General features: G+C 40.7%; 28 protein-coding genes. All 28 read left to right on the top strand.

Annotation, left to right across the window (positions count from 1 at the left end; genetic code table 11):
- The first annotated feature begins 2 nt into the window (after positions 1–2).
- The 28 genes from NST65_RS07985 (at position 3) to NST65_RS08120 (ending at position 26,853) form a co-directional block, all read left to right on the top strand.
- The gene (locus NST65_RS07985) at positions 3–983 is read left to right on the top strand and encodes a TOMM precursor leader peptide-binding protein (RefSeq protein WP_034281831.1); all 981 of its coding nucleotides are present in this window, start codon (positions 3–5) and stop codon (positions 981–983) included.
- A 2-nt stretch (positions 984–985) separates the two neighbouring features.
- A complete protein-coding gene (locus NST65_RS07990; RefSeq protein WP_065214363.1) occupies positions 986–2,332 on the top strand; it encodes a YcaO-like family protein in 1,347 nt (448 codons plus the stop codon).
- Between the two features lie 24 nt (positions 2,333–2,356).
- Entirely contained in the window at positions 2,357–3,166 is an 810-nt protein-coding gene (locus tag NST65_RS07995) for a SagB/ThcOx family dehydrogenase (RefSeq protein ID WP_034281835.1), read from the top strand.
- 13 nt (positions 3,167–3,179) lie between these two features.
- Positions 3,180–3,845 (top strand): CPBP family intramembrane glutamic endopeptidase, encoded by a 666-nt coding sequence (locus NST65_RS08000; RefSeq protein WP_061109856.1) that lies wholly within the window; start codon positions 3,180–3,182, stop codon positions 3,843–3,845.
- 25 nt (positions 3,846–3,870) lie between these two features.
- Entirely contained in the window at positions 3,871–4,677 is an 807-nt protein-coding gene (locus NST65_RS08005) for a class I SAM-dependent methyltransferase (RefSeq protein ID WP_342489356.1), read from the top strand.
- A 703-nt stretch (positions 4,678–5,380) separates the two neighbouring features.
- Positions 5,381–5,854, top strand: coding sequence for a ribosome maturation factor RimP (gene rimP, locus NST65_RS08010; RefSeq protein WP_003211398.1), 474 nt, complete (start codon positions 5,381–5,383; stop codon positions 5,852–5,854).
- A 32-nt stretch (positions 5,855–5,886) separates the two neighbouring features.
- On the top strand, positions 5,887–7,002 hold the full coding sequence (nusA, locus tag NST65_RS08015) for a transcription termination factor NusA (protein WP_024424140.1): 1,116 nt from the start codon (positions 5,887–5,889) through the stop codon (positions 7,000–7,002).
- Positions 7,003–7,017: 15 nt separating this feature from the next.
- Positions 7,018–7,302, top strand: coding sequence for a YlxR family protein (locus NST65_RS08020; protein ID WP_024424139.1), 285 nt, complete (start codon positions 7,018–7,020; stop codon positions 7,300–7,302).
- On the top strand, positions 7,295–7,597 hold the full coding sequence (locus NST65_RS08025) for a YlxQ family RNA-binding protein (RefSeq protein WP_024424138.1): 303 nt from the start codon (positions 7,295–7,297) through the stop codon (positions 7,595–7,597). Before NST65_RS08020 ends, NST65_RS08025 begins: the two co-directional genes overlap by 8 nt.
- 19 nt (positions 7,598–7,616) lie before the next feature.
- The gene (gene infB / locus NST65_RS08030; protein WP_034623586.1) at positions 7,617–9,737 is read left to right on the top strand and encodes a translation initiation factor IF-2; all 2,121 of its coding nucleotides are present in this window, start codon (positions 7,617–7,619) and stop codon (positions 9,735–9,737) included.
- Positions 9,734–10,012 carry a DUF503 domain-containing protein gene (locus tag NST65_RS08035; protein ID WP_024424137.1) on the top strand — a complete coding sequence of 93 codons (279 nt, stop codon included), beginning with the start codon at positions 9,734–9,736 and terminating at the stop codon, positions 10,010–10,012. Before infB ends, NST65_RS08035 begins: the two co-directional genes overlap by 4 nt.
- A gap of 17 nt (positions 10,013–10,029) precedes the next feature.
- Positions 10,030–10,380 (top strand): 30S ribosome-binding factor RbfA, encoded by a 351-nt coding sequence (gene rbfA / locus NST65_RS08040; RefSeq protein WP_007499525.1) that lies wholly within the window; start codon positions 10,030–10,032, stop codon positions 10,378–10,380.
- A gap of 68 nt (positions 10,381–10,448) precedes the next feature.
- Positions 10,449–11,378: a tRNA pseudouridine(55) synthase TruB gene (truB, locus tag NST65_RS08045; RefSeq protein ID WP_024427004.1), complete on the top strand. Its 930-nt coding sequence runs from the start codon at positions 10,449–10,451 to the stop codon at positions 11,376–11,378.
- A 17-nt stretch (positions 11,379–11,395) separates the two neighbouring features.
- Positions 11,396–12,361 carry a bifunctional riboflavin kinase/FAD synthetase gene (gene ribF / locus NST65_RS08050; RefSeq protein WP_034623584.1) on the top strand — a complete coding sequence of 322 codons (966 nt, stop codon included), beginning with the start codon at positions 11,396–11,398 and terminating at the stop codon, positions 12,359–12,361.
- 140 nt (positions 12,362–12,501) lie between these two features.
- Entirely contained in the window at positions 12,502–12,771 is a 270-nt protein-coding gene (gene rpsO / locus NST65_RS08055; protein WP_008354438.1) for a 30S ribosomal protein S15, read from the top strand.
- Positions 12,772–12,952: 181 nt separating this feature from the next.
- Positions 12,953–15,070 (top strand): polyribonucleotide nucleotidyltransferase, encoded by a 2,118-nt coding sequence (gene pnp / locus NST65_RS08060; protein ID WP_024424134.1) that lies wholly within the window; start codon positions 12,953–12,955, stop codon positions 15,068–15,070.
- 124 nt (positions 15,071–15,194) lie between these two features.
- Positions 15,195–16,148 (top strand): polysaccharide deacetylase family protein, encoded by a 954-nt coding sequence (locus tag NST65_RS08065; RefSeq protein WP_041117421.1) that lies wholly within the window; start codon positions 15,195–15,197, stop codon positions 16,146–16,148.
- A 33-nt stretch (positions 16,149–16,181) separates the two neighbouring features.
- On the top strand, positions 16,182–17,411 hold the full coding sequence (locus NST65_RS08070; protein WP_070325836.1) for a pitrilysin family protein: 1,230 nt from the start codon (positions 16,182–16,184) through the stop codon (positions 17,409–17,411).
- Positions 17,412–17,483: 72 nt separating this feature from the next.
- On the top strand, positions 17,484–18,407 hold the full coding sequence (locus NST65_RS08075; RefSeq protein ID WP_342489357.1) for an aminoglycoside phosphotransferase family protein: 924 nt from the start codon (positions 17,484–17,486) through the stop codon (positions 18,405–18,407).
- 71 nt (positions 18,408–18,478) lie between these two features.
- Entirely contained in the window at positions 18,479–18,751 is a 273-nt protein-coding gene (locus NST65_RS08080) for a YlmC/YmxH family sporulation protein (protein ID WP_024424130.1), read from the top strand.
- A gap of 122 nt (positions 18,752–18,873) precedes the next feature.
- Positions 18,874–19,776, top strand: coding sequence for a dipicolinic acid synthetase subunit A (gene dpaA, locus NST65_RS08085; protein ID WP_234107812.1), 903 nt, complete (start codon positions 18,874–18,876; stop codon positions 19,774–19,776).
- Positions 19,773–20,366 carry a dipicolinate synthase subunit B gene (gene dpaB / locus NST65_RS08090; protein WP_025092602.1) on the top strand — a complete coding sequence of 198 codons (594 nt, stop codon included), beginning with the start codon at positions 19,773–19,775 and terminating at the stop codon, positions 20,364–20,366. Before dpaA ends, dpaB begins: the two co-directional genes overlap by 4 nt.
- A 139-nt stretch (positions 20,367–20,505) precedes the next feature.
- A complete protein-coding gene (gene asd, locus NST65_RS08095) occupies positions 20,506–21,525 on the top strand; it encodes an aspartate-semialdehyde dehydrogenase (RefSeq protein WP_024427010.1) in 1,020 nt (339 codons plus the stop codon).
- A gap of 92 nt (positions 21,526–21,617) precedes the next feature.
- Positions 21,618–22,832, top strand: coding sequence for an aspartate kinase (gene dapG, locus NST65_RS08100; protein WP_034281880.1), 1,215 nt, complete (start codon positions 21,618–21,620; stop codon positions 22,830–22,832).
- Between the two features lie 30 nt (positions 22,833–22,862).
- Complete coding sequence (gene dapA, locus NST65_RS08105) at positions 22,863–23,729, top strand: 4-hydroxy-tetrahydrodipicolinate synthase (protein WP_024427012.1); 867 nt, start codon at positions 22,863–22,865, stop codon at positions 23,727–23,729.
- Positions 23,730–23,900: 171 nt separating this feature from the next.
- A complete protein-coding gene (rnjB, locus tag NST65_RS08110) occupies positions 23,901–25,568 on the top strand; it encodes a ribonuclease J2 (RefSeq protein ID WP_012010007.1) in 1,668 nt (555 codons plus the stop codon).
- A gap of 323 nt (positions 25,569–25,891) precedes the next feature.
- A complete protein-coding gene (locus tag NST65_RS08115) occupies positions 25,892–26,620 on the top strand; it encodes a ClpP family protease (protein WP_024424124.1) in 729 nt (242 codons plus the stop codon).
- Positions 26,617–26,853, top strand: a complete 237-nt coding sequence (locus tag NST65_RS08120) for a YlzJ-like family protein (RefSeq protein ID WP_008344712.1) — start codon at positions 26,617–26,619, stop codon at positions 26,851–26,853. Before NST65_RS08115 ends, NST65_RS08120 begins: the two co-directional genes overlap by 4 nt.
- The last annotated feature ends 6 nt before the right edge of the window (positions 26,854–26,859 follow it).

A 26,859-nucleotide genomic window follows, 5' to 3' on the forward strand; every position in this document is an offset into this window, starting at 1 on the left:
ATATGTTTGTCAAAGACCAAGAAATGACGAGGTATAAATTAGCACCACACATTACGCTAGGTAAACTAGAAGACAGTTTGATTGGTTTAAAAGCGCAAACTGTCACCAAAATTGAAGGTGACGGAATTATTGAATTTATTCAAGAAATTTCTAATTATCTCACGGAAGATAATGGGGTTTCGATTAAAGAACTAGAGGAGAATTTCGAAGTAGAGAGTGATCAATTAAAACATGTCCTCGAATTTTTAGTTACAAACGGAATGTGTGTTAAGACGGATATGAACTTTGATTTGACGGCGCTTTTGTCTTATGAAAGAGCCGGTGGACAAGTATTGGTTGAAGATATACTAGATCGTTTAAAAACAGGAATTGTTGAAGTTATTACGCGAGATCATAATCCAGTTGCTGCTGAATTTATTCGTCATTTGCAAGAGGCAGGGCTACATGTAGTGCTTAAAGGAGAATTAAATAAGCAGCCGGATATCAGGGTTGCTATTGGCAACTCTCATTTAGACCCGATTTTTGAAGAAATAAATGATCTAGCATTAGAAGACCACATACCTTGGTTGAGCATTGTGCCATATGATGGACAGACATCTTGGGTAGGTCCATTTTTCATACCACATCAATCAGCTTGTTTACATTGCTATAACCTTCGAAAGTCAGCAAACTTTTCTGACGAAGTATTGCGTTCAGACTTAATGAAAATAAAGCCTATAAATCCTGAAAAGAAACCGGTTTATCATATGCCGATTCATTTAGTTCAAATCGGAATTGCAAGTAATTTAATTTTAGAATGGCTCACACTAAAAGATTACGCACCAAGTGCAATACCAGGTGGATTTACAACAATTAATTTAGATGATAAAGGTGTCTCATTTAATCATCATCGTGTCTATAGAGTACCTAGATGCCCGAAGTGTTCCCCAGCTGCAGATACAGGTTTTCCTCAAGTTTGGTTTCATGGTGAGGTGAATAATTAATTATGGCTAATAAATGGACAACGTTAGAAGAGTCATGGGAAATACTCGACCAATTGGCAGATCCTTATGTTGGGATAGTCCGTAGAGAGTATAGAAAACTCAGAGACGTTGATGATATATGGGGTCATTCATATGGAGCGCATGGTACAGACAGCAATATTTTATTTGGGGTACCGTCTAATTCATATAATGGGGGAGGATCTGCTAATCCAGCTGCAGCCAGATTAGCAGCTATAGGTGAAACGGTGGAAAGATATAGTGCCGCTTATTTACCTTTAAACTCTGATATTGTATGTTTTGGTACTCAAAAGGACTTAATCAATGAAGGCAAATCAGTAATTGGCTTTGATAAGTGGGAGATGTATGCTGTCACTCAATATGAAGACCCGAATTTTCCTCATGATAGATGGAATGAAGATACAAAATTATGGTGGAGAAAAGGTCATATTGCTGAAAATAATGAAGAAGTTTGGACGCCTGCTCAATTAATTCATATTGCAAACTATACTGAGTGGCCAGGAGACCCCAATATTGGTCATGCAACTAGTAATGGACTAGCTTGTGGTATTACATATCAAGAAGCGGCAATCTCAGGTTTATTTGAAACAATTGAAAGAGATGCATTTATGCTTACTTGGTACAATAAGTTAAGTTTACCGCAGATCGATATTAATACCTCACCTAGATTAAAACACTTCTATGAAAGATATATTAAACCTACTTCTCTTGATTTGCATTTAGTAGACATGAGCATTTTTTCTGGTGTTCCTACTATTTTGGCAGTGATAAGAAATCCTCATACAGATTTAGCTCCATTTGCTATTGGCGCGGCCTCTGCTCATTCAATTGAAAGAGCATGTGAGAAAGCTGCGATAGAGGGAATGTATACAAGAACTTGGGTAAAAACAGAACAACGATTAGGGAACGCCTTAGTGGATGTAGATTATCATCGAGATATTAACAGTTTTGAAGATCATATTAAACTCTATGCGGGAACAGCTATTGTGAAAGAAGCTGATTTTTTAACAGCAAGTGAGAAATTAGTGGACGTTAAAGACTATGCACCGTTTGATGATCGTTCTCCAGACATTCTATGGACTAACCTTGTCAGTCATTTATCAAAACAAGGATATCATGTGGCAACTTTTGATTTAACCAGCCCTGATATAAAAGATGCTGGTGCCTATGTCGTAAAATCAATTATTCCTGGATATAAACCGATTGACGTTCTTTATAGAGGTAGAATGTTGGGCGGAGAACGAATTTTAAAACATTCTTATCATTTAGGTTTAGTAGATAAACCTTTTAAGTTAGAAGAACTGAATCCAATTCCGCATCCATTTCCTTAATATCGTAGAAAGGTGATTAAATATATGAATAGTATTGAAAGACATGCTACTAATTTGGCTGATGTTGTGTATGGAAACGAAGCATTACGGTTTGATGATCCTTCTGAAAATTGGTTTGAGGCAACAAAAATCTATAGGGGTTCAATGGCATGGGACGCACCCGGTGTTGCAGGGCTGCTGCGATCTCAAACTTTGCAAAAGATTGCTACACATGCAAGTAAAAGATTTGATGACCTGCCTTTAATTTTACTACCTAAACCATTAAATACAAATATATCTTTAGACGATGTCATTCAGGAACGAAGAAGTGCAGATTATTTTAGCGGGGGGAGTGTTTCATTAGAACAACTCTCAACAGTTTTACAGAAGAGTTATGGATTGGTAGAGCGTAAAGAAGGACCTAGACGCCCTATACCATCTGGCGGGGCACTTTATCCTCTAGATCTATTTATTGTAGCCAACAAAGTGGATTCTTTAGACAAAGGTATTTATCATTTCGATCCGTATAGAAAAGGATTGACTAAAATGGGTGATTACTCTGAAAAAGAATTTGAGAAAATAATGTTACAAGAAGAATCCGTTCAAGATTTTGCATTTGCCGTAGTCATTTCAGCGAATTTTTGGCGTTCTCGATTTAAGTATGGACATCGTTCTTATCGCTTCGTTTTTATGGAGGCAGGACATGTCATGCAAAATATGATTTTGCTATCTACTGCACAGAAGATTAATAGCCGACCATTCGGAGGGTTTATCGATGATGAGTTAATGGAACTGATCGGTGGATTTAATGGAGTAGATGACGCTCCAATTTATACATTGATTGCGGGTACTTAAATAGATGATTTCAATGGTAGCAGCTTTAGGGATCCTCCTTCACTTTTTGGGTCCCTTAAGCTCTAAAATGGTTATCAAAATCAAGAGAGATAAACCAATATCCGATCGAAAGTTAATAACATATATCACTCCTCAGAGGAGCTATGATGGATTCACGATAATCGGAGCTTCTATATGCTGTGGAGCATTTTCTCAAGAGCTCTTAGTTGAAATTTCTAATAATAAAAATGTGTATGGTATTTTATTCTTCTTTTTATTAGGTGTCCTATTACCGTCAGTTCTATGGAAATTAAAAAACAAAGTTGTTGCATTTAGAGGCAGATATGCTGTCAATGTTGATTCAATCTTTTTTCTTCCATTAACTGCTCTATCAGAAGAATTGATTTGGCGGTTCTTTCTTCCGTTATTATTACTAACAAATTCTGTGGAATCTGTGGCGGTATCGATTTGTATCAGTTCAATAGGATTTATCTTGCTGCATATACCAATAGGCGGTGTTAAGTCTATTGCTTATATGTCGCTTTTTACATTCATCACAGTTATTTCATACTTAACATTTGGTATTCTAGCAGCGATAGCATTTCATATTTCACATAATCTGTTCATTCATTTTTTTCAACCTCTCAAAATAAACAACTTCAAAACGAAACCTCCCGTATTATCTGAAACTGATTGGTGAGGCTTTTATAAAGGTGGTAAACCCTGTGATAATACTAGAAAAGATGAAAGAGCTTAAAGGAAAAAGAGCGCTGGCTCAGTCATGGTTTTTGGATCCAGAAAAAAGAAAAATAAGTTCAAATTATGATAATCGAGAAACGCCATTTACTCGATGTCTATCAGCTGAAACTTTCATTTCTTATTATCAACTAACATTCAAAAAAAAGCCTGCCTCTATTTTAGATATAGGATGTGGACAAGGGCAGATGCTTGAGTATTTATCTAAGCAATTACCTCTAGCTGATTTGACAGGAATTGATTCATCAGAGGAAGCCATACATTGTGCAAATCAATTGAATATAAAAGCTAATTTTATTTGTACAGATATCGAAAATTTTTCATCACATGCGAAAAGTTATGATGCGATTTTAATACATCTGTGTTTTGGGCTATTTGAAGATCCTGTAGCATTATTAGAACAGTTCCTTCCTTATTTATCAAATGAATCTATTATTTATATAGTTGATTTAAATCGAGATAGTATAGAAAGTGGAATGAGTTCAGTTCAGAACAAAGAAGAAGAACTGTATTTATATGATCAATATCACGCCTCATTGACATTATCTGAGTTCGAGCAGTTACTCACCTATATAACCCAACCTAGAAAAGATGTAAAGTATAAGATTGGTACTTCTATAATTGGAGGATTCAGCCCATTTAGTATGGAATTTTTATCGTTAATAGGAAATGAAAATTTACAGCACACCTTAAGGCAGGTTCCAGATGAACATAGCAGTTCAGCACAGAAGACACCTTTACTTTTACATGCATGGCTGATTAAACAGTCTGGATAAATTCATTCCATATAAACATGGTTCTTTCTCTATGTATAATATGAAGGTTATCCGTTCAGTCTCCGCCTGCTCTTCGGGGAGTTCAATATGAATGATCTTTACATTGCTATTCCCTAAAAATTAGAACGCGGTTCTCTGAAGTGAGTGAGCAAAGGCAAAGTGCTTATTTCTTTAACGTTAAAGTACTTATCCATTAGGGGGGGGATGAAAAATTTGAAAGTGGCTGTTTACTGATACACTCTTTGCTTCTATATAAATAACCATACTGTGTCATACAAAATGTTTTTTGGAAATAGAGATGGCTTAGTGTAGATGTTACTTTCTTTCATAGGGGAGCTCTGTTCTTCGCTCATTGCATTCAGGTGCATTATTACCAGTCCGCTCTATTCATAGTGGCTTTCCGTTTATATATAAAGGAAGAGAGAGGTATTAATGGTACTGAACATGCTGCAGTAATCGTTGAGCAAGTACCTATTATAAGGAGGAACTTCATTTGCATAAAAAAATTGGATATGGTATAGTTTTTATGGAAATGCTAACGATTACCGAGACAAGAGTGGGGAAACCCGCTCTTTTGTATTGAACAGGCAATTTTTGTCTCGACATTATTCATCCGTTTTCTGCTCCCCCTGCTCACATAAAGCAGGGTTTTTATGCAGAATGATTGATAAGAGCGTTTATCGAAAGCACAAGGAGGAAGAGAATGAGCAAAAAAGTAGTGGATGTTGTAAGCGAAATGGTGCAGCCAATTTTAGATGGCTTACAGCTTGAACTCGTTGATGTTGAATTTGTCAAAGAGGGTCAAAACTGGTTCCTTCGCGTGTTTATTGACTCTGATAAAGGTGTCGATATCGAAGAGTGTGCCAAAGTGAGCGAAGCCTTGAGCGAAAAGCTTGATGAGGCAGATCCGATTAGCCAAAACTACTTTCTTGAAGTGTCCTCTCCTGGAGCGGAGCGCCCATTAAAGAAAAAAGCTGATTTTGAAAAAGCACTTGGAAAAAATGTTTTCATGAAAACATATGAACCAATTGATGGTGAAAAAGCATTTGAAGGTGAGCTTACAAGCTTTGATGGTGAGATTGCAACAGTGACAGTGAAGATCAAGACAAGAAAGAAAGAGATCAATATTCCATACGAAAAAATAGCTAACGCAAGATTAGCAGTTTCGTTCAATTAACCTTTTCATTGATATAAGGGGGAACCATAAAAATGAGTAGTGAGTTGTTAGATGCCCTGACTGTTCTTGAGAAAGAGAAGGGTATTAGTAAAGAAATTATAATTGAAGCGATAGAAGCTGCACTCATTTCTGCATATAAGCGTAATTTTAATCAAGCACAAAATGTTCGTGTTGATTTAAACCGTGAAACGGGAACGATTCGTGTGTTCGCAAGAAAAGATGTTGTAGATGAAGTGTATGATTCTCGCCTTGAAATCTCAGTAGATGATGCAGCCAATATTAACCCGAATTACATGGTTGGTGACGTCGTTGAGATTGAAGTCACACCAAAAGACTTCGGACGCATTGCAGCTCAGACAGCGAAACAAGTTGTGACGCAGCGAGTGAGAGAAGCAGAGCGTGGTGTGATCTACACTGAGTTCATCGACCGCGAGGAAGACATTATGACGGGAATCGTTCAGCGGATTGACAGTAAATTTATTTACGTGTCACTTGGCAAAATCGAAGCCCTTCTTCCTGTCAATGAACAAATGCCAAATGAAGAATACAAACCACATGACCGCATTAAAGTGTTCATTACAAAAGTAGAAAAAACAACAAAAGGACCACAAATTTATGTGTCTAGAACACATCCAGGTCTTTTAAAGCGTTTATTTGAAATTGAAGTACCAGAAATTTATGATGGTACTGTAGAGCTTAAATCGGTTGCTAGAGAAGCTGGGGACCGTTCTAAAATATCTGTTCGTACAGATGATCCTGATGTTGATCCAGTTGGCTCCTGTGTTGGACCAAAAGGTCAGCGTGTACAAGCAATTGTCAATGAGCTAAAAGGCGAAAAAATTGACATTGTCCATTGGTCTAATGACCCGGTTGAATTTGTTGCCAATGCGCTCAGTCCATCAAAAGTACTTGATGTCATTGTGAATGAAGAAGACAAGGCGACAACAGTCATTGTCCCTGATTATCAGCTGTCATTAGCGATTGGTAAAAGAGGTCAAAATGCCCGCCTTGCAGCGAAGCTGACTAGCTGGAAAATCGACATTAAAAGCGAAACAGATGCAAGGGAACTCGGTATTTTCCCAAGAACTGAAGACTCTGAATCTCTTTTCTTAGAGGCTGAACCAGTAGCTGAGGAATCTGACGAATAAGAGGTGATATTAAAGGTGAAAAGCCGAAAAAAAATCCCGCTTAGAAAATGCGTCGTGACGGGAGAAATGAAACCAAAGAAAGAACTGATCCGTGTTGTTCGTTCTAAAGAAGGAGAAGTGTCTGTTGACGCTACCGGAAAAATGAACGGACGCGGAGCTTACCTTTCTCTCGATAAAGAAACCATTCTTGCGGCAAAAAACAAACGCAGTTTACAGCAGCAATTTCAGACACAGATTGACGAACACATATTTGAAGAATTACTAGAACTGGCTGAAAAGGTGAAAAAACCTAATGAATGAATCTGAATGGTATCCTTTGCTTGGTCTAGCAAATCGAGCTCGTAAAGTCGTGTCAGGAGAAGATCTGGTGATCAAAGAAATTAGACATGCGCGTGCTAAGCTGGTTCTTCTTGCAGCAGATGCCTCATCTAACACAGAGAAAAAGGTATCTGACAAATGCAAATTTTATAATGTTCCGGTTAGAAAAGTTGAAGACCGTTCCGTTCTCGGACGTTCTATTGGGAAAGAAGCTCGCGTAGTTGTCGCTGTCACTGACCAAGGCTTCGCTAAGAAGCTCATAAGCTTGCTCGATTAATTTATTTGGGGGTGAACGAATGGCTAAAGTGAGAGTATATGAATACGCAAAAGCCATAGATGTTTCAAGTAAAGATATTATAGCAGCGCTTAAGGATATGAACGTGGAAGTGAACAACCACATGGCGACGCTTGAAGACGACACTGTGAAAAAGCTAGACGCTATCTATAAAAAAGCCAAAGCAAAAGAGACAGCTAACGAGAAACCCGCAGAACAAAAAAAACAATCATCTAACAAAAACAATGATAGAAAGAAGAATGACGTGCAGAATAATCAATTTAATAAAAACAAAAAAAACAACAACCAAAATAAAAACAAAAATAAACGCGGTGGAAATAACAAATCGCAGCATCAGCAAGCTAGACCTGTGAAGCCTAAAAAAGAGCTTCCTGAAAAAATTGAATTTACAAATTCAATGACTGTCGGCCAGCTGGCTGATGAGCTTGGAAAAGAAACAGCTGAAATCATCAAAAAGCTGATGATGCTTGGTGTCATGGCAACGATCAACCAAGAACTTGATAAAGATACAGTTGAATTAATCGCTTCTGAATATGGTGTTCCAGTAGAGGAAGTCATTATTTTAGAAGAAACTGAACTTGAAAAGTATGAAGTTGAAGATAAAGAAGAAGATATGCAAGTACGCCCTCCAGTTGTAACGATCATGGGACACGTTGACCACGGGAAAACAACTCTTCTTGACAGCATTCGTAAGACAAAAGTCGTCGAAGGCGAAGCAGGTGGAATCACGCAGCATATCGGTGCATACCAAATTGAAGAAAACGGCAAAAAAATTACGTTCCTTGATACACCTGGACACGCAGCATTTACAACGATGCGTGCACGTGGTGCCGAAGTAACGGATACGACAATTCTAGTCGTTGCAGCAGATGATGGTGTCATGCCTCAAACAATTGAAGCGATTAACCATGCGAAAGCGGCAGAAGTGCCAATCATTGTTGCTGTTAACAAAATTGACAAACCAACAGCGAACCCTGACCGCGTGATGCAGGAATTAACTGAGCATGGTCTTGTACCAGAAGCTTGGGGCGGCGAAACCATTTTCGTTCCACTATCTGCGAAAACAGGTGAAGGCATTGACGAATTGATCGAAATGATCCTTCTTGTCAGCGAAGTAGCAGAACTGAAAGCCAACCCTAATCGTGCGGCAAAAGGGACTGTCATCGAGGCTGAGCTTGATAAAGGAAGAGGTTCTGTTGCAACCCTTCTTGTTCAAACAGGTACACTTCATGTAGGTGACCCAATCGTTGTCGGAAATACATTTGGCCGTGTACGTGCAATGGTCAATGACATCGGCCGCCGCGTGAAAACAGCAGGACCATCTACACCTGTTGAAATCACTGGTTTAAACGATGTACCGAATGCAGGGGATCAGTTCCTTGTATTCAAAGATGAAAAGACAGCTCGTCAAGTCGGTGAGGCGCGTGCTTCTAAACAGCTGGACGAACAGCGTTCAGATAAAGCAAAATTATCTCTAGACGACCTATTTGAGCAAATCAAACAAGGTGACGTAAAAGATATCAACTTGATCGTGAAAGCAGACGTACAAGGCTCTGCTGAAGCATTAACAGCAGCTCTTCAAAAAATTGAAGTCGAAGGCGTAAAAGTGAAAATCATCCATACGGGTGTTGGAGCGATTACAGAATCAGACATCATTTTAGCAAGTGCTTCTAATGCTATCGTGATTGGCTTTAACGTACGTCCTGATGGAAATGCGAAGAGCACAGCTGAAACAGAGAACGTAGATATCCGCTTGCACCGCATTATCTATAAAGTCATCGATGAAATTGAAGCTGCGATGAAAGGAATGCTTGACCCTGAATATGAAGAAAAAGTCATCGGTCAAGTTGAAGTTCGTCAAACGTTCAAAGTATCTAAAATCGGTACAATTGCTGGCGGCTATGTAACTGAAGGAACGATTACAAGAGATAGCGGAATCCGCTTAATCCGTGACGGCGTCGTTATTTTTGAAGGCGAAGTTGACGTGTTAAAACGATTTAAAGATGATGTGAAAGAAGTTTCACAAGGCTATGAATGTGGTATTACCATTAAGAAATACAATGATATCCGTGAAGGTGATGTCATGGAATCATTCGTTATGCAAGAAATCGAAAGAAAATGATCGGTTATACCGAATGTGAGTGCATGATCTATGATGCATCCTCACTGAAGGAAAAACGTGCGGTTCTTCAGCGAATATTGACAAGAACGCGTCATAAATTCAATGTAACCATTGCTGAAATGGATTACCAGGATACATGGCAGCGTACATCAATCGGAATCGCCGTGATTTCCTCATCTCGGGTTCAAGTGGAAAAGGAGCTTCAGCGTGTATTAAGCTTTATCGATTCTTTTCCTGAAATTGAACGAACGATCACGAAAACTGAGTGGTTTTAATTAGAGGTGATAAGATCATGAGTATGAGAGCAACCCGTGTGGGTGAGCAAATGAAAAAAGAATTGGGCGACATCTTAGGCAGAAAGCTAAAAGATCCAAGAATCGGCTTTTTGACTGTAACTGATGTCGAAGTATCCGGTGATTTGCAAATTGCCAAAGTCTACATTTCTGTTCTTGGCGACGAGAAGAAAAGAGAGGAAACCTTAAAAGGTCTTGCAAAGGCTAAAGGGTACATCCGCTCTGAAATTGGCAATCGAATCAGACTTCGCAAAACACCAGAACTGCATTTTGAATTCGACGAATCTGTAGATTACGGAAATCGAATTGAAAGCCTGATTGCTGAATTAAACACAAAAGATCACGAATAAGATGTTGAAATAAGGATAGGCGATGATCGTCTGTCCTTTTTCATCGTTTATGAAAGGAGAGAACGCAGATGATAAATGGTGTTCTTTTATTACATAAAGAAAGAGGCATGACCTCACACGACTGTGTGTTTAAAGTAAGAAAAATTTTGCACACAAAAAAAGTCGGCCATACAGGCACCCTCGACCCAGAGGTTTCAGGTGTTCTGCCTATTTGTATCGGAAGAGCAACGAAGATTGTAGAATACTTAACAGATAAATCGAAAACGTATGATGCGGAAATCACGATTGGCTTTTCTACAACAACAGAAGACCAAACAGGTGAGATCGTAGAAGAAAAAAAAGTGGAAAAACCGATCTCAGAAAAAGAAATTGATGAGGCGCTGAAGCAGTTTGAAGGAACCATTGAACAAATTCCTCCCATGTTTTCTGCTGTGAAAATTGGCGGGAAAAAGCTCTATGAATATGCAAGAGAAGGCATTGAAATTGAGCGGCCGAGCCGAGAAATTACTATTCACCGTATCGAGCGGACTACACCTGTCACATATGAGGATGGTAGCGTGTCATTTAGGTTTACCGTTCTATGCTCAAAGGGAACGTATGTGAGGACTTTAGCGGTTGATATCGGGAAGAAACTAGGGTTTCCAGCCCACATGTCACATCTCATTCGTACAGGGTCTGGTGATTTTACACTTGATGAATGTATCACGCTGGATGAGCTGCGAGATATAAGCGAGGAAGGAACTGTAGATGAGCACCTTGTTCCGATCGAGCGTGCGCTCAATCATTTGCCGAAATGGGAGATAAATGATACATTAGCAAGTAAAGTGGAAAACGGTGCAGTCCTGCCAATGCCTGATGAATTTGCTCATTTCGCAGAGGCGGATCGTGTCGCTGTTTTTGCTCCTTCAGGCCGTTGTCTGGCGATATATATGAAGCACCCGACCAAACAGAACCTGATGAAGCCGGCGAAGATCTTATCTCAGGACAAGCAATCTTAAAGAAAAGGTGACATCTCGTGAAGACTATACATATTTCACACCCACATACATTGAATCAAAAGGATCAAGTCCCGTCTGTTATGGCTTTAGGGTACTTTGACGGTGTTCACCTCGGGCATCAAAAAGTCATTGACGAAGCGAAAAGCATTGCGGAAAAAGAAGGATTGGCCTTAGCAGTCATGACCTTTCATCCGCATCCATCACATGTTTTGCAAAAGGCACGGGAACCAAAAGACTTAATTACACCGCTTGAGGATAAAATTGATTTTATCGAACAGCTGGGCGCTGACTATTTATACATCGTACAATTCAGCGAGAGCTTTGCAGCTCTATCTCCTCAAGAATTTGTGGATCAATATTTGGATGAATTGAATGTGAAGCACGCAGTAGCGGGGTTTGATTTTACGTTTGGCCGTTTTGGTGCAGGCACAATGGAAACGTTCGACGAATACGGAAAAGGCCGTATCAATGCAACCATCGTACCTAAGCTGTCCAATCAAGACCGAAAAGTCAGCTCCACTCTCATCCGTTCCGCATTAAAAAATGGGGATGTTGAATATGTGAGCGAGCTTTTAGGAAAACCTTATCAGCTTCGCGGCATTGTCATCCATGGAGACAAACGCGGACGGACGATCGGGTTTCCGACAGCTAATGTCGGCTTATCTGCTGAATACATTATTCCGCCAACAGGGGTATATGCAGTAAGAGCAGAAGTAAAAGGTAAAGTTTATGACGGTGTTTGTAATGTCGGCTATAAACCAACATTTTATGAAAAACGTCCTGATCAGCCTGCCATTGAAGTAAACCTCTTTGATTTTAACGAAGAAATATATGGCCAGCCGATTAAATTACAATGGTTCAAGCGCATTCGCAGTGAACGAAAATTTAATGGAATCCAGGAGCTGACGGCTCAAATCAGTCAAGATAAAGAAGAAGCGATTCAGTTTTTTCAAGATCAGCATAAGCAAACAAAAAAATCATAGAAAAACTGCTCTACCATTTGCAAATTCAGCATATTTTTAGTATGATTATTCCTGTAGCTTTAAAACCACTTACTTGGCAGGCCGACTTCACCGACGGCTGCGAGGTAGATGGGGCTAACATGATTTGGAGGTGAAACAGGATGGCAATTACTCAAGAGCGTAAAACGCAATTAATTAATGAGTTCAAAACACACGAATCTGATACTGGATCTCCAGAAGTTCAGATCGCTGTCCTAACAGAATCAATTAACAACTTGAACGAGCATTTACGTACTCATAAGAAAGATCACCACTCACGTCGCGGTCTTTTGAAAATGGTAGGTAGACGTCGTAATCTTCTTACGTATCTACGTAATAAAGACGTAACTCGTTACCGTGAGTTAATTAACAAACTAGGCTTACGTCGATAATCGTAAAAAGCGGGAGGATTCCCGCTTTTTTATCGTATAATCACTAATATTTTATGGTTAAAATGTTGAAAGAATGGCAAATACCCTTCTACATACAGCTTTCACATTGATATGTGAAAATCATTTTGTTCATAATAAGAACTAACTAAAATTTTACGATAAGAGAGGAGTTTATCTCAGAATGGGACAAGAGAAACATGTCTTCACCATAGACTGGGCTGGACGTCAACTGACAGTTGAAACTGGCCAGCTTGCAAAGCAAGCAAACGGAGCGGTCCTCGTACGCTACGGAGATACGGCTGTGCTTAGCTCAGCAACAGCTTCTAAAGAACCAAAACCACTTGATTTCTTCCCGCTCACTGTGAACTACGAAGAAAGACTATACGCAGTAGGTAAAATTCCTGGCGGCTTCATTAAAAGAGAAGGCCGTCCAAGTGAAAAGGCTATCCTTGCGAGCCGCTTAATTGACAGACCAATTCGTCCGCTGTTTGCAGATGGATTTAGAAACGAAGTACAAGTCATTAGTATCGTCATGAGTGTGGATCAAGATTGTTCATCTGAAATGGCTGCAATGTTTGGCTCATCTTTAGCTTTATGTGTGTCTGACATTCCATTTGAGGGACCAATCGCCGGCGTTACAGTAGGACGAGTGGATGGAAAGCTGATCATTAACCCAAATGTGGAGCAGCTTGAACAAAGTGACATCAATCTTGTGGTTGCCGGAACAAAAGATGCAATCAACATGGTAGAAGCTGGTGCTGATGAAGTACCAGAAGAGACAATGCTTGAAGCGATCATGTACGGTCACCAAGAGATCAAACGCTTAATCGAATTCCAAGAAGAAATTGTGAAGGCAGTCGGTAAAGAAAAAATCGATATTCCTTTATATGAAGTAGATCAAACGTTAGCAGACGAAGTAAAAGCACTTGCTGAAGCTGACCTGCTGAAAGCGATTCAAGTACATGAGAAGCATGCGCGTGAGGATGCGATCAGTGCTGTGAAAAAAGCTGTAGTTGAGAAGTTTGAAGCAGAAGAACGTGACGAAGCAACGATTAAACAAGCGAAAGATGTATTAAACAAGCTTGTCAAAAACGAAGTTCGCCGTCTGATCACTGAAGAGAAAGTACGTCCAGATGGACGCGGCGTAGATCAAATCCGTCCACTTTCTTCAGAAGTAGGACTTCTGCCAAGAACGCACGGTTCAGGCCTATTTACAAGAGGACAAACACAGGCGCTCAGTATTTGTACATTAGGTGCACTTGGCGATGTGCAAATTCTTGATGGTCTAGGTGTTGAAGAATCAAAACGCTTCATGCACCATTACAACTTCCCGCAATTCAGTGTTGGTGAGACAGGTCCAATGCGCGGTCCAGGCCGTCGTGAGATCGGACATGGTGCACTAGGTGAACGTGCACTAGAACCAGTCATTCCATCCGAAAAAGATTTCCCTTATACGGTTCGCCTCGTTTCAGAGGTATTAGAATCTAACGGATCTACTTCACAAGCAAGTATTTGCGCAAGCACACTTGCGATGATGGATGCGGGTGTTCCAATTAAAGCACCAGTTGCAGGGATTGCAATGGGACTTGTGAAATCTGGGGAATACTACACAGTGCTGACAGACATTCAAGGAATGGAAGATGCACTTGGAGATATGGACTTTAAAGTGGCAGGTACATCAAAAGGTGTCACAGCCCTTCAAATGGACATCAAAATCGATGGCTTGTCAAAAGACATCTTAGAAGAGGCTCTTCAACAAGCGAAAAAAGGAAGAATGGAAATTTTAGACAGTATGCTGTCGACAATTCCTGCTTCTAGAGGAGAATTGTCTCGTTATGCACCTAAAATCTTAACGATGACAATCAATCCGGATAAAATTCGCGATGTCATTGGACCAAGCGGTAAACAAATCAATAAAATCATTGAAGATACCGGTGTGAAAATCGATATTGAACAAGATGGTACAATCTTTATTTCTTCTACAGAAGAAGATATGAACCAAAAAGCGAAGAAAATCATTGAAGATCTTGTGAGAGAAGTTGAAGTAGGACAGCTTTACCTAGGTAAAGTCAAACGCATTGAAAAATTCGGTGCCTTCCTTGAAATCTTCAGTGGAAAAGATGGACTTGTTCATATTTCTGAGCTTGCGCTTGAGCGTGTTGGCAAAGTAGAAGATGTCGTGAAACTTGGCGATGAATTACTTGTCAAAGTCACTGAAATCGATAAACAAGGCCGTGTGAACCTTTCTCGAAAAGCTGTTTTACGTGAAGAAAAGGAAAAAGAAGAAAAGCAGTCTTAATGAGATCAAATAAAATGTGTTAGAAGCCAGGTATCCGTGCCAGGCTTCTTTCTTTTCTTGCGCTAACAATAGTTCTAGCTTGTTTCTCGCCATCATAATTTGTGATATAGGGGAGGGACAACCATTGAAAAAAACGTTACCATTCATTGTGTTTGTATTTTTACTGCTCGTGTCATATCAAACGATGAAGCAGCCGGCTGCTGTTACATATATTGAATCAATGAAAGAGCATGCCGAAGTTGCATCTGTTTCAAAAGATATTTTATTTCAGGAAATTGAATCGAAGTCTTCTGACTATGAAGTAAAGGCGCAAAATGCTAAGATTGATAAAGTGTGGAAAAAGATGCCTGGCTTAAATGGACAGACAGTTGATATCGATGCCTCTTATGAAAAAATGAAGAAACAGGGGTCATTCGATGAAAAGTTGCTTGTTTTTAATGAAACAAAACCATCTATTCATTTACATGAGCTTGGTGCAGAGCCCATTTATAAAGGGCATCCAGATAAAAAAATGAATGCATTCCTCATCAACGTAGCTTGGGGTGACGAGCATTTAATCAACATGTTAAAGACGCTGGATAAGCATCAAGTCAAGGCGACCTTTTTCTTAGAAGGCAAATGGGTGAAAAAAAGCACAGAGCTTGCTAAAAAAATCGCGGCAGATGGTCATGAAATTGGAAATCATTCATACAATCACCCAGATATGCGCACACTGACAAGAGAACGAGCATTAGAGCAGATAACGAAAACAAATCGCCAAATTGAAGAATCCCTTGGGAAGAAACCAAAATGGTTTGCGCCTCCAAGCGGCAGCTTTAAAGAAGAAACAGTCAAGCTTGCCAAACAAGAAGGCATGGAAACCATTATGTGGACAGTAGACACCATCGACTGGCAAAAACCATCCCCGGCTATTTTACAAAAGCGGGTGCTTGGGAAAATTCACAATGGGGCGATGATATTAATGCATCCAACAGATGCAACAGCGAAAAGTCTTGACGCACTTATCACTCAAATTAAAGAAAGAGGATATGAATTAGGGACGGTTTCTGACCTCCTAAGTGAAAAAAGACATCCGTGATGCGATCTGTTTGTTGAATAGGAGGAGCAAAACTTGGTCAAAACGTATACATGCCAAAACGGAGTAAGAATTGTACTCGAAAACAATCCCACTGTAAGGTCTGTCGCAATTGGCGTCTGGATTGGAACAGGCTCTAGACATGAGACACCTGAAATTAATGGAATCTCACACTTTTTAGAGCATATGTTCTTTAAAGGAACAAAGACAAGATCTGCACGTGATATCGCAGAATCCTTTGACCGCATTGGTGGTCAGGTGAATGCCTTTACATCAAAAGAATACACTTGCTACTATGCGAAGGTGCTTGATTCACATGCTGGCTACGCCCTCGATGTATTAAGCGACATGTTCTTTCACTCAGCTTTTGATGAAGAAGAGCTGAAAAAAGAAAAAAATGTGGTGTACGAAGAAATTAAAATGTATGAGGATACTCCTGATGACATCGTTCATGATTTATTAAGCAAAGCCATTTATGGTGATCATTCATTAGGATATCCAATTTTAGGAACAGAGGAAACACTCTCAACCTTTAACGGAGACTCGCTTAGAAAATACATGGATGAATTCTATACCCCGGACCGCGTCGTGATCTCAGTTGCAGGGAACGTAGATGAGACCTTTATTCGCGAGGTTGAAAAGCTGTTCGGTTCTTATGAAGGAAAAGGGAAAAAGCAGCCTGTAGAAGCTCCAGCATTTCATTATGGCAAGCTCACACGCAAAAAGGAAACGGAACAAGCGCACCTATGCCTGGGCTTTAATGGCCTTCCAGCTGGAGATAAGGGCATCTATGACTTAATCGTCTTAAATAATGTTCTTGGCGGAAGCATGAGCAGCCGATTATTCCAAGATGTAAGAGAGGACAAAGGACTTGCTTATTCCGTCTTCAGCTATCACAGTTCATTTGCAGATAATGGAATGCTGACGATTTATGGCGGAACTGGAGCGAAACAGCTAAACCTGCTCTCTGAGACCATCTTACAAACATTAGACGTCTTAAAACGTGAGGGAATCACGCAGAAAGAACTAGAGAACTCTAAGGAGCAAATGAAAGGCAACCTTATGCTCAGCCTTGAAAGCACAAACAGCAAAATGAGCCGAAACGGTAAAAATGAACTGCTCCTTGGCAAACATCGGACACTCGATGAAATTATTGATGAAATCAACAGCGTCACATTAGACGGCGTGAATAACTTATCTAAACGCATTTTTACAGAAGATTATGCGCTCTCGCTTATTAGTCCGACGGGTGATCAGCCATCATAATGTAAACAACACGGCAGACTCAAAAAAGTCTGCCGTTTTATTGTAGGTAAAGAAGAAAGGGGTTCTGCTTTCATGGAACTTGAAAAGCTGAAACAGCTCTCTCCACTTCTGACACAAGCTATTTCTTTCCAAGCCTTGACATCTGGTTTTTCGGGAGATCGCACCTTTTTGGTTACAATATCATCTAGTGAAAAGCTGGTGCTTAAGTTATCAGACATTCAAACGTATTCACGCTATAAAAGAAAAGCATCATTTCAGCGGAAGTTAAAAGATCGAGGGATTCTTTGTTCTGAAGTGATTGAGATTGGAATGAGTGCTGAACTAAACTGTACCTATCGTATTTTCTCCTTTATCGAAGGCGAGAATGCTAGAGACTCCATCCATCTACTTACAAATGAAGAGCAGTATGAAATCGGGAGGCGGGCAGCGAGAGAGCTAAGTTTGATGCATACATGCCGTGCACCTTCTCATGTTCGTCCGTGGGATGAGAAAGTCATGGCAAAACATGAACGGTATGTACATGCCTATCAATCAAGTGGCGTGACGTTTTCCAATGATCAGTTTGTATTAGATTTTATCAAGTCGAATGTTGATGCGGTAAAAGAGAGGCCTAACCAGTTCCAGCATGATGATTTTCATTTAGGGAATATCATCATACAAGGTAATCAATATGCCGGTGTGATTGATTTCGATCAATCCGACTGGGGCGACCCGGTTCATGACTTTTATAAATTGTCCTTATTTAGTCGAGAAAGCAGCATTCCGTTCTCAGCTGGACAACTGGATCAATACGTGAGTACGCAGTCTACAAACGATTTTTGGCTTCTTTTTTCCATCTATACAGCAATGAGCTGCTTTTCATCTATCATCTGGACGCTTTCCTATGATCCGGGACATGTAAAAGACATGGTGAAACGAGTGGAGAGAATGCTAAAAGATCATAATTGCTTTCATCAACTTAAGCCTGTTTGGTATACCAACTCACATCATACATAACTTGAAAAGAGCAGGACGGTCTATTTCTTCCTTTTGCTGCATATATGATACGGAAGGGAAGTGATGCGATTTTGAGGCTGAGTGAACTGTCAGGAAAAGAGATCGTCGATATTAAAAGAGCGGAGCGGCTTGGCGTGCTTGGACAAACCGACCTTGAAATCAATGAACAGGACGGTCAAATTACAGCACTCATTATACCTTCCGTGAAGTGGTTTGGCTTTCGAAAACAAGGAAATGACATCCGCGTCCCGTGGAATCACATTCAAAAAATAGGATCAGATATGATCATTCTCGATGTGCCTGAAGAACTTCAGCCGCACGGAGAAAAAGAGCACCCGCAATAATGGGTGCTCTTTTTCTTTTCTCTCTCTGATTCGTTCACAGGCTGAATCCTCTCCTCATATGCTGAAAGGGAGATTCAGAAAATATTACAGACTTTTTTAAATAAAGAAGGTGAACGGTCAGTATGTTGAGCGGTTTAACGGTTGCGGTGATCGGGGGAGATGCAAGGCAGCTTGAAATTATTCGCAAGTTGTCACAGCAGCATGCCAAAGTATTTTTGGTTGGATTTGACCAGCTGGATCATGGATTTATCGGTGCTGAAAAGCTGAAAATGTCTGAACTTCCATTCGAACAAGTAGATAGTATGATCCTGCCAGTATCTGGGACAACGGATGAAGGCGCTGTTGCTACCGTTTTTTCAAACGAGCAGGTCTTGCTGGAAGCTAAATATTTAGAAAGAACCCCTGCCCATTGTATCTTGTACTCAGGTATTTCAAATACGTACTTAGACAATCTGGCAAAGCAGGTGAACCGGAAGCTTGTGAAGCTGTTTGAGCGAGATGATATTGCCATATATAACTCTATTCCAACAGTTGAAGGAATTATCATGATGGCCATTCAGCAAACGGACTATACGATTCACGGGTCTCATGTCACTGTTCTCGGACTTGGAAGAACAGGACTCACCATTGCCCGCACATTTCGGGCACTAGGGGCAGACGTAAAAGTAGGGGCGGCAGACACAGCACATTTAGCACGGGCATTTGAGATGGGGCTTAATCCATTTTCAATGGACCAGTTAAAAGAGGAAGTAACGGATGTTGATATTATCATCAATACCATTCCAAGTCTTGTATTAGATTCATCTGTCATCGTCAGCATGACACCAAAGACACTCATTTTGGATATCGCCTCACGCCCAGGCGGAACAGACTTTGACTTTGCACAAAAGCACGGAGTGAAGGCACTTCTTGCACCAGGACTCCCGGGGATTGTTGCACCAAAAACAGCAGGACAAATCATTGCAAAAGTGCTTTCCGGGCTTTTATGTGAACTTGCGGAGGAAAAAAGGGGGATGGAATCATGACAACATTAAAAGGGAAAAGAATCGGCTTTGGTTTAACAGGTTCCCACTGTACGTATGAAGCTGTTTTTCCGCAAATCGAAGCGCTTGTAAAAGAAGGGGCAGAGGTGCGTCCAGTGGTGTCGTACACGGTGCAGAGCACGAATACGAGATTTGGAGATGGAGCCGAGTGGATCGACCGGATTGAGAAGCTGACTGGTTTTCAAGCGATTGACTCAATCGTGAAAGCAGAGCCGCTCGGGCCTAAGCTGCCGCTTGATTGTATGGTCATTGCTCCTCTAACTGGTAACTCGATGGCGAAATTTGCAAATGCCATGACAGACAGTCCTGTTTTAATGGCTGCTAAAGCAACCATACGGAATCATCGACCAGTCGTTTTAGGTATCTCAACAAATGATGCGTTAGGTTTAAATGGTACAAATCTGATGAGGCTGATGTCGACAAAGAATATTTTCTTTATTCCGTTTGGTCAGGATGATCCATTCAAAAAACCGACTTCTATGGTCGCGAACATGGATCTGCTATCTCAAACAGTAGAAGAGGCACTCCAGCATAGACAAATTCAACCAATTTTAATTGGACCAAACGAATAATAGATTCACTAGAAAATCATGAAAGATTCAAAAAAGATGCTTCAAGCCTTGCTTTTCTATGGTAAAATAAAATGTAAAAAGTCATAGGATGGCCATCCGAAAGAAAAGAATCATGGATGGGTCGGAAGGAGTTTTACTGATGGGAAGAGGATTGCATGTAGCTGTAGTTGGAGCGACTGGAGCTGTCGGTCAACAAATGTTAAAAACACTAGCTGACAGAGATTTTGAAATGGATACACTTACTCTACTATCCTCAAAACGTTCTGCTGGAACAAAAGTGACATTCAGAGGTCAAGAGTACACTGTTCAGGAAGCAACACCTGAAAGCTTTGAAGGAGTGAACATCGCATTATTCAGTGCTGGAGGAAATGTTTCTAAAGCGCTGGCTCCTGAAGCAGTCAAACGAGGTGCGATTGTTGTTGACAACACAAGTGCTTTTCGTATGGACGAAAACATCCCTCTTGTCGTACCAGAGGTAAACGAAAAAGATTTGCATGATCATCAAGGGATCATTGCAAACCCTAACTGTTCAACGATTCAAATGGTAGCGGCATTAGAACCGCTTCGTCAGGCATATGGAATGAAAAAAGTCATTGTCTCTACGTATCAAGCAGTATCAGGTGCGGGACATGAAGCCATTGACGAACTATACAGCCAATCACAAGCCATTTTAAATAAAGAGGATGTAACACCAGAAGTCATGCCTTATCAAATTGCATTTAATGCGATCCCGCAAATTGATAAATTCCAAGACAACGGTTATACATTCGAAGAAATGAAAATGATCAATGAAACGAAAAAAATCATGCATATGCCTGAGCTGGAAGTAGCGGCAACATGCGTAAGGCTTCCAATTGAAACAGGTCATTCAGAATCTGTCTACGTCGAACTAGAATCAAATGATGCAACAGTGGAAGACCTCAAATCAATTCTAAAAGATGCACCAGGAATTACGCTGCAAGATGATCCGTCTCAGCAAATTTATCCAATGCCTGCAGATGCTGTTGGGAAAAACGACGTATTTGTCGGCCGCATTCGGAAAGATTTGGACCGTCCAAACGGGTTCCATATGTGGATTGTATCTGATAACCTGCTTAAAGGCGCTGCATGGAACTCAGTTCAAATTGCAGAAAGCTTAAAAGCATTAAAATTAGTTTAACATTCAATGGATGATGAGGACGAACAGAAGAGAGTTAGGCATCTTTCGCCTGCTCTCTTCTGTTACGTCAGAATGAACTTGGAGTGAAAACAGTGAAAATAATTGTCCAAAAATTTGGCGGTACATCTGTCAAAGATGATCAAGGTAGAAAAAGGGCACTTGCACATATCTTATCTGCAAAAGAGAAAGGCTATAAGTCGGTTGTTGTCGTTTCTGCAATGGGACGAAAAGGCGATCCCTATGCGACAGATACGCTGCTTGGTCTGCTTTACGGCAGCGCGCAGCATATGACAAATCGAGAAAAAGACTTGCTTGTTTCCTGCGGAGAGAATATCTCAGCTGTTGTGTTTTCAAGTATGCTGAATGAAAACGGGCTAAAGGCTGTAGCGATGACTGGAGCTCAGGCGGGCTTTGTGACAGATAAGGAGCATACAAGTGCGAAAATTATTGACATGAAGTGCGAACGTCTGGAGGCAGCACTCTCTGAACATGATGTTGTCGTTGTCGCTGGGTTCCAGGGAGCTGCGAAAAATGGAGACGTGACAACAATCGGACGAGGTGGCAGTGATACGTCCGCTGCTGCTTTAGGCGCTGCATTGCAGGCGGACTTTATTGATATTTTTACAGATGTAGAAGGCGTTATGACAGCAGACCCCCGCATTGTTGAAAATGCAAAACCGCTGAGAGTCGTGACATATACGGAAATTTGCAACCTCGCATATCAAGGGGCAAAAGTCATTCACCCGCGAGCTGTCGAAATTGCGATGCAGGCAAAAGTACCAATGAGGGTCCGTTCAACATACTCTGATGATGAGGGCACACTCGTTACATCACACTACTCCGATAAAATGAGCCATGATGTGTATGACCGCCTCATTACGGGTATTGCACATGTCAATGATGTGACACAAATCAAAGTCCCTGCAAAAGAAGGTCAGTACAGCGTACAAACAGAGGTCTTCAAAGCAATGGCAAACGCACAAATCAGTGTCGACTTCTTCAACATCACACCGAGTGAAATTGTGTATACAGTGACAGGTGCAATGACTGAAAAGGCAACGTCGATCCTAAAAGATCTTGGCTATACACCAATTGTGACAACAAATTGTGCGAAAGTATCAGCTGTTGGCGCAGGCATTATGGGTGTACCAGGTGTCACATCTAAAATTGTAACAGCTCTATCCGAGCAAAACATTCCGATTTTACAATCGGCTGACAGTCATACGACCATTTGGGTGTTAGTGAACGAAGAAAACATGAGAGCGGCTGTCAATGCCCTGCATGAAGTGTTTGAACTTTCAAGATAAATGTGATTGAATCATGATGAGGTGAAAAAAATGAATTTCGGAAATATCGCAACAGCTATGATTACACCTTTTGATAAAAAGGGCAACATCGATTTCCAAAAGCTATCAATTCTCATTGATTACTTGTTAAAAAACGGCAGTGACTCCTTAGTCGTTGCAGGGACAACAGGCGAATCGCCAACTTTATCGAATGAAGAAAAAGTCGCTCTTTTTCAGCAATCGGTCAAATTAGCAAATGGTCGTTGTAAAATCATTGCAGGAACAGGCAGTAATAATACAAATGCGTCTATCAAACTAACGAAAAAAGCAGAAGAAGCGGGCGTTGATGCAGTGATGCTTGTCGTACCTTATTACAACAAGCCATCACAGGAAGGCATGTATGCACACTTTAAAGCCATTGCCGAGTCTACATCTCTTCCTGTCATGCTTTACAATGTACCAGGAAGAACGGCAGCTTCATTAGCACCAGAAACAACGATTAAGCTTGCGCAAATACCTAACATTGTTGCCATTAAAGAAGCAAGCGGCGATCTTGATGCTATGACAAAAATCATTGCAGAGACGCCAGAAGATTTCGACGTATATTCAGGGGACGACAGCTTAACACTTCCAGCTGTATCTGTTGGTGCAAAAGGAGTTGTCTCGGTTGCGTCTCATATCGTAGGACTGGATATGCAGCAAATGCTGAAAAGCTATGCTTCAGGCCAAACAGCGAATGCAGCATTGATCCATCAAAAGCTGCTTCCAATCATGAAACAGCTTTTCTCAGCACCAAATCCAACGCCTGTCAAAACAGCCCTTCAGCTGAAAGGACTAGACGTCGGATCTGTTCGTCTTCCGCTTTTGCCTTTGTCAGAAGAAGAGAGACTGGATTTAAGCAGCGTTTTAAACAGCTGATCAAAACAAAAGATTTCGTAAGCGGTCATTCTCAGATGTCCCTGAGTATGACCGTTTTTTATACATAAACACTTTCTTAAAATGTGACTTCATCTTGTTTTCTAAAATTAGATTCAGTTATAATAGCATTAAGCGATGATGGACGGGCTTGAGACTAGGAGGATAAGAATTTTGAAAAAGAAAAATACAGAGAACGTAAGAATTATTGCACTCGGAGGCGTTGGAGAAATCGGAAAAAACCTATATGTCATTGAGATTGATTCGGACATATATGTAGTAGATGCAGGTTTAATGCATCCAGAAAATGAAATGCTGGGCATTGACGTCGTCATTCCTGATATCTCTTATTTAACAGAGCGTGCTGATCGGGTGAAAGCAATTTTTCTTACCCACGGACATGATGAAGCAATCGGAGGCGTATTCCATTGCTTGAGCAAATTGTCTGTACCAGTCTACGGAACGAAGCTGACCCTTGCGTTACTTCGAGAAAAATTAAAGCAGTATGGCTTCAATCAAAAAGCTGATTTGCGTGAGGTACATGCAAAATCAGTCATTACTTTTGAAACAACAAAAGTATCGTTCTTTAGAACGAATCACAGCATTCCTGATTCAGTTGGGATCAGCTTCAAAACCTCTCTTGGTTCAATCGTATGCACAGGTGATTTTAAATTTGATCAAACCCCAGCGCTTAACCAAGCCTGTGACATCGGAGAGATTGCGAAAATTGGGAACAACGGCGTTTTAGCACTACTTTCAGACAGTGCAAATGCTGAAAAACCAGGCTATACACCTTCTGAGGCGCTCGTCCAAGACGAAATCTCAAATGCGATGTACAATGCTGAAAATCGTGTGATTGTTGCTGTGTCTTCATCTAATATTAACCGCGTGCAGCAAATCATTAATGCAACAAATCAAAATGGCCGTAAGCTTGCAGTTGCAGGGAAAAATATGATGACAACCCTTCAGCTGGCGATCAAGCTTGGTTATGTTACAGCAGACGAAGAATTATTTGTACCCGTTCAAGAAGTGAAGAAAATGGCGAAAAACGACGTAGTTATTCTGACCGCTGGAAGCCACGGAGAGCCGCTTGCTGCTTTAACAAAAATGGCGAAGCAAAATCACAAACAGCTTCATATTGAAAAAGATGATACAGTTGTGATTGCATCTACACCTCTTCCTGGACAAGAACTCACATATTCTAAAACAGTGGATTTCCTTACAAGAAGCGGAGCACAAGTCATTTTTGCGCAAAAACGTGTACATGTATCTGGACATGGCTGCCAAGAAGAGTTAAAGCTAATGCTGAACTTACTAAAACCGAAGTATTTAATTCCGGTGAATGGCGAATATCGTATGCAAAAAGCACATTCTCGTATTGCTGAAGAAGTAGGCATGAAACGCAGTGACATTTTCTTGATTGATAAAGGCGATGTTGTTGAGTTTAGAGGACAGAATGTAAAAATCGGTGAAAAAGTTCACCAAGGAAACATTTTGATCGATGGTCTTGGTGTTGGTGATATCGGAAACATCGTGTTACGCGATAGACGTCTATTGTCTCAAGACGGCATCTTGATTGTTGTCATTACGCTCGATAAGCAAAAGAAACAATTAATTTCTGGACCTGAAATCATCACAAGAGGATTTGTCTATGTAAGAGAATCCGAAGAGCTGATTGTGAAAGCAACAGAAATGGTCAAAGGGATTGTCAAAGAGCAAACGGAAAACTCAATTGTTGAATGGTCAACATTGAAACAATCCATGCGCGATGTGCTAAATCAATTCCTATATGAAAAAACAAAACGTAAGCCGATGATCATTCCAATTATTATGGAAGTGTGATGATAAAGCCCAAGGAGCATAAGCTCTTTGGGCTTTAGATTGTTGACAAAGTGCTAAAATGAACTTTATTTTAGCACTTTGTCTTCTTTTTAGCGTGATAGAAAACCTTTGCAGTCTAGAAAGGACGAGCACCGGAGCGGAGCGAATTTGACATTCGTGAGCACCGAAGCGCAGGACTGACAACGAATGCGAGGGTTTGTCTACACGCTAAGCCCAAGGAGCATAAGCTCTTTGGGCTTTTTTGATGTGGCATGAGGAATGCGGATGGAATATGCCCTATTTGTTCATAATAGGAGAAGAGTTTGAGGAAAGGATGGAGACAAATGGACGAAAAGAATGAACAGCAGCCTGAGCGAAAGCCAGAAGAAAAAGACAGTATTATGAGCAAAATACAGCAGCTTGGTGAAACAGCCGTTCCGCAGCTGCCGCAAGATACAAATATCCATTGCCTCACCATTATTGGACAAATTGAAGGCCATATGCAGCTTCCACCGCAAAATAAAACAACCAAATACGAACATGTCATTCCACAAATCGTAGCCGTTGAACAAAACCCTAAAATAGAAGGTCTTCTGATCATCTTAAATACAGTAGGGGGAGATGTTGAAGCGGGACTTGCGATTGCGGAAATGCTTGCTTCTTTATCAAAGCCAACTGTTTCGATTGTGCTTGGCGGCGGCCACTCGATAGGTGTCCCGATTGCTGTATCGTGTGACTATTCGTATATTGCAGAAACAGCTACGATGACCATTCATCCTGTGCGTTTAACAGGTCTTGTGATTGGTGTTCCGCAAACCTTTGAATACTTAGATAAAATGCAGGAAAGAGTCATTAACTTTGTCACAAGCCACTCCAACATTACAGAAGAGAAGTTTAAGGAGCTCATGTTCTCAAAAGGCAATTTGACGAGAGACATCGGAACAAATGTCGTTGGTCATGAGGCAGCAGAATACGGACTCATGAATGAAGTGGGCGGTGTAGGACAAGCAATTAAAAAGTTGAACGAACTTATCGGAGACAGGGCATCTCAAAACGAGGGGCTGATCCAATGATTTTATATACGCCTATGCCATATGAAGCCATTTACGCTGAGGAACAGGGAGAACGCAAACTCCAGCAGGTAAACATTCAAGGTGTGCCAGTGATGGTTGAAATGAAAGAAGATGAAGCAGAAATCGTTCAAGTCATGAGCACCAATCCAATGGATTTTCTCAATCAAGAGCTTGCACCAGGCAAGCGATTGAAGTTACATTTAGGCACCAATCAAACCGACTCATATGAATGATTCTAT

This window comes from Bacillus sp. FSL P4-0248 (assembly GCF_038593305.1).
Lineage (GTDB): Bacteria > Bacillota > Bacilli > Bacillales > Bacillaceae > Bacillus > Bacillus safensis.

Bases quoted from the DNA above. Each gene is read 5' to 3' on its own strand.
- NST65_RS07985 (WP_034281831.1), top strand. From the start codon at position 3: ATGTTTGTCAAAGACCAAGAAATGACGAGGTATAAATTAGCACCACAC.
- NST65_RS07990 (WP_065214363.1), top strand. From the start codon at position 986: ATGGCTAATAAATGGACAACGTTAGAAGAGTCATGGGAAATACTCGAC.
- NST65_RS07995 (WP_034281835.1), top strand. From the start codon at position 2,357: ATGAATAGTATTGAAAGACATGCTACTAATTTGGCTGATGTTGTGTAT.
- NST65_RS08000 (WP_061109856.1), top strand. From the start codon at position 3,180: ATGGTAGCAGCTTTAGGGATCCTCCTTCACTTTTTGGGTCCCTTAAGC.
- rimP (WP_003211398.1), top strand. From the start codon at position 5,381: ATGAGCAAAAAAGTAGTGGATGTTGTAAGCGAAATGGTGCAGCCAATT.
- nusA (WP_024424140.1), top strand. From the start codon at position 5,887: ATGAGTAGTGAGTTGTTAGATGCCCTGACTGTTCTTGAGAAAGAGAAG.
- NST65_RS08025 (WP_024424138.1), top strand. From the start codon at position 7,295: ATGAATGAATCTGAATGGTATCCTTTGCTTGGTCTAGCAAATCGAGCT.
- infB (WP_034623586.1), top strand. From the start codon at position 7,617: ATGGCTAAAGTGAGAGTATATGAATACGCAAAAGCCATAGATGTTTCA.
- NST65_RS08035 (WP_024424137.1), top strand. From the start codon at position 9,734: ATGATCGGTTATACCGAATGTGAGTGCATGATCTATGATGCATCCTCA.
- rbfA (WP_007499525.1), top strand. From the start codon at position 10,030: ATGAGTATGAGAGCAACCCGTGTGGGTGAGCAAATGAAAAAAGAATTG.
- truB (WP_024427004.1), top strand. From the start codon at position 10,449: ATGATAAATGGTGTTCTTTTATTACATAAAGAAAGAGGCATGACCTCA.
- rpsO (WP_008354438.1), top strand. From the start codon at position 12,502: ATGGCAATTACTCAAGAGCGTAAAACGCAATTAATTAATGAGTTCAAA.
- pnp (WP_024424134.1), top strand. From the start codon at position 12,953: ATGGGACAAGAGAAACATGTCTTCACCATAGACTGGGCTGGACGTCAA.
- NST65_RS08075 (WP_342489357.1), top strand. From the start codon at position 17,484: ATGGAACTTGAAAAGCTGAAACAGCTCTCTCCACTTCTGACACAAGCT.
- dpaA (WP_234107812.1), top strand. From the start codon at position 18,874: ATGTTGAGCGGTTTAACGGTTGCGGTGATCGGGGGAGATGCAAGGCAG.
- dpaB (WP_025092602.1), top strand. From the start codon at position 19,773: ATGACAACATTAAAAGGGAAAAGAATCGGCTTTGGTTTAACAGGTTCC.
- asd (WP_024427010.1), top strand. From the start codon at position 20,506: ATGGGAAGAGGATTGCATGTAGCTGTAGTTGGAGCGACTGGAGCTGTC.
- dapA (WP_024427012.1), top strand. From the start codon at position 22,863: ATGAATTTCGGAAATATCGCAACAGCTATGATTACACCTTTTGATAAA.
- NST65_RS08115 (WP_024424124.1), top strand. From the start codon at position 25,892: ATGGACGAAAAGAATGAACAGCAGCCTGAGCGAAAGCCAGAAGAAAAA.
- NST65_RS08120 (WP_008344712.1), top strand. From the start codon at position 26,617: ATGATTTTATATACGCCTATGCCATATGAAGCCATTTACGCTGAGGAA.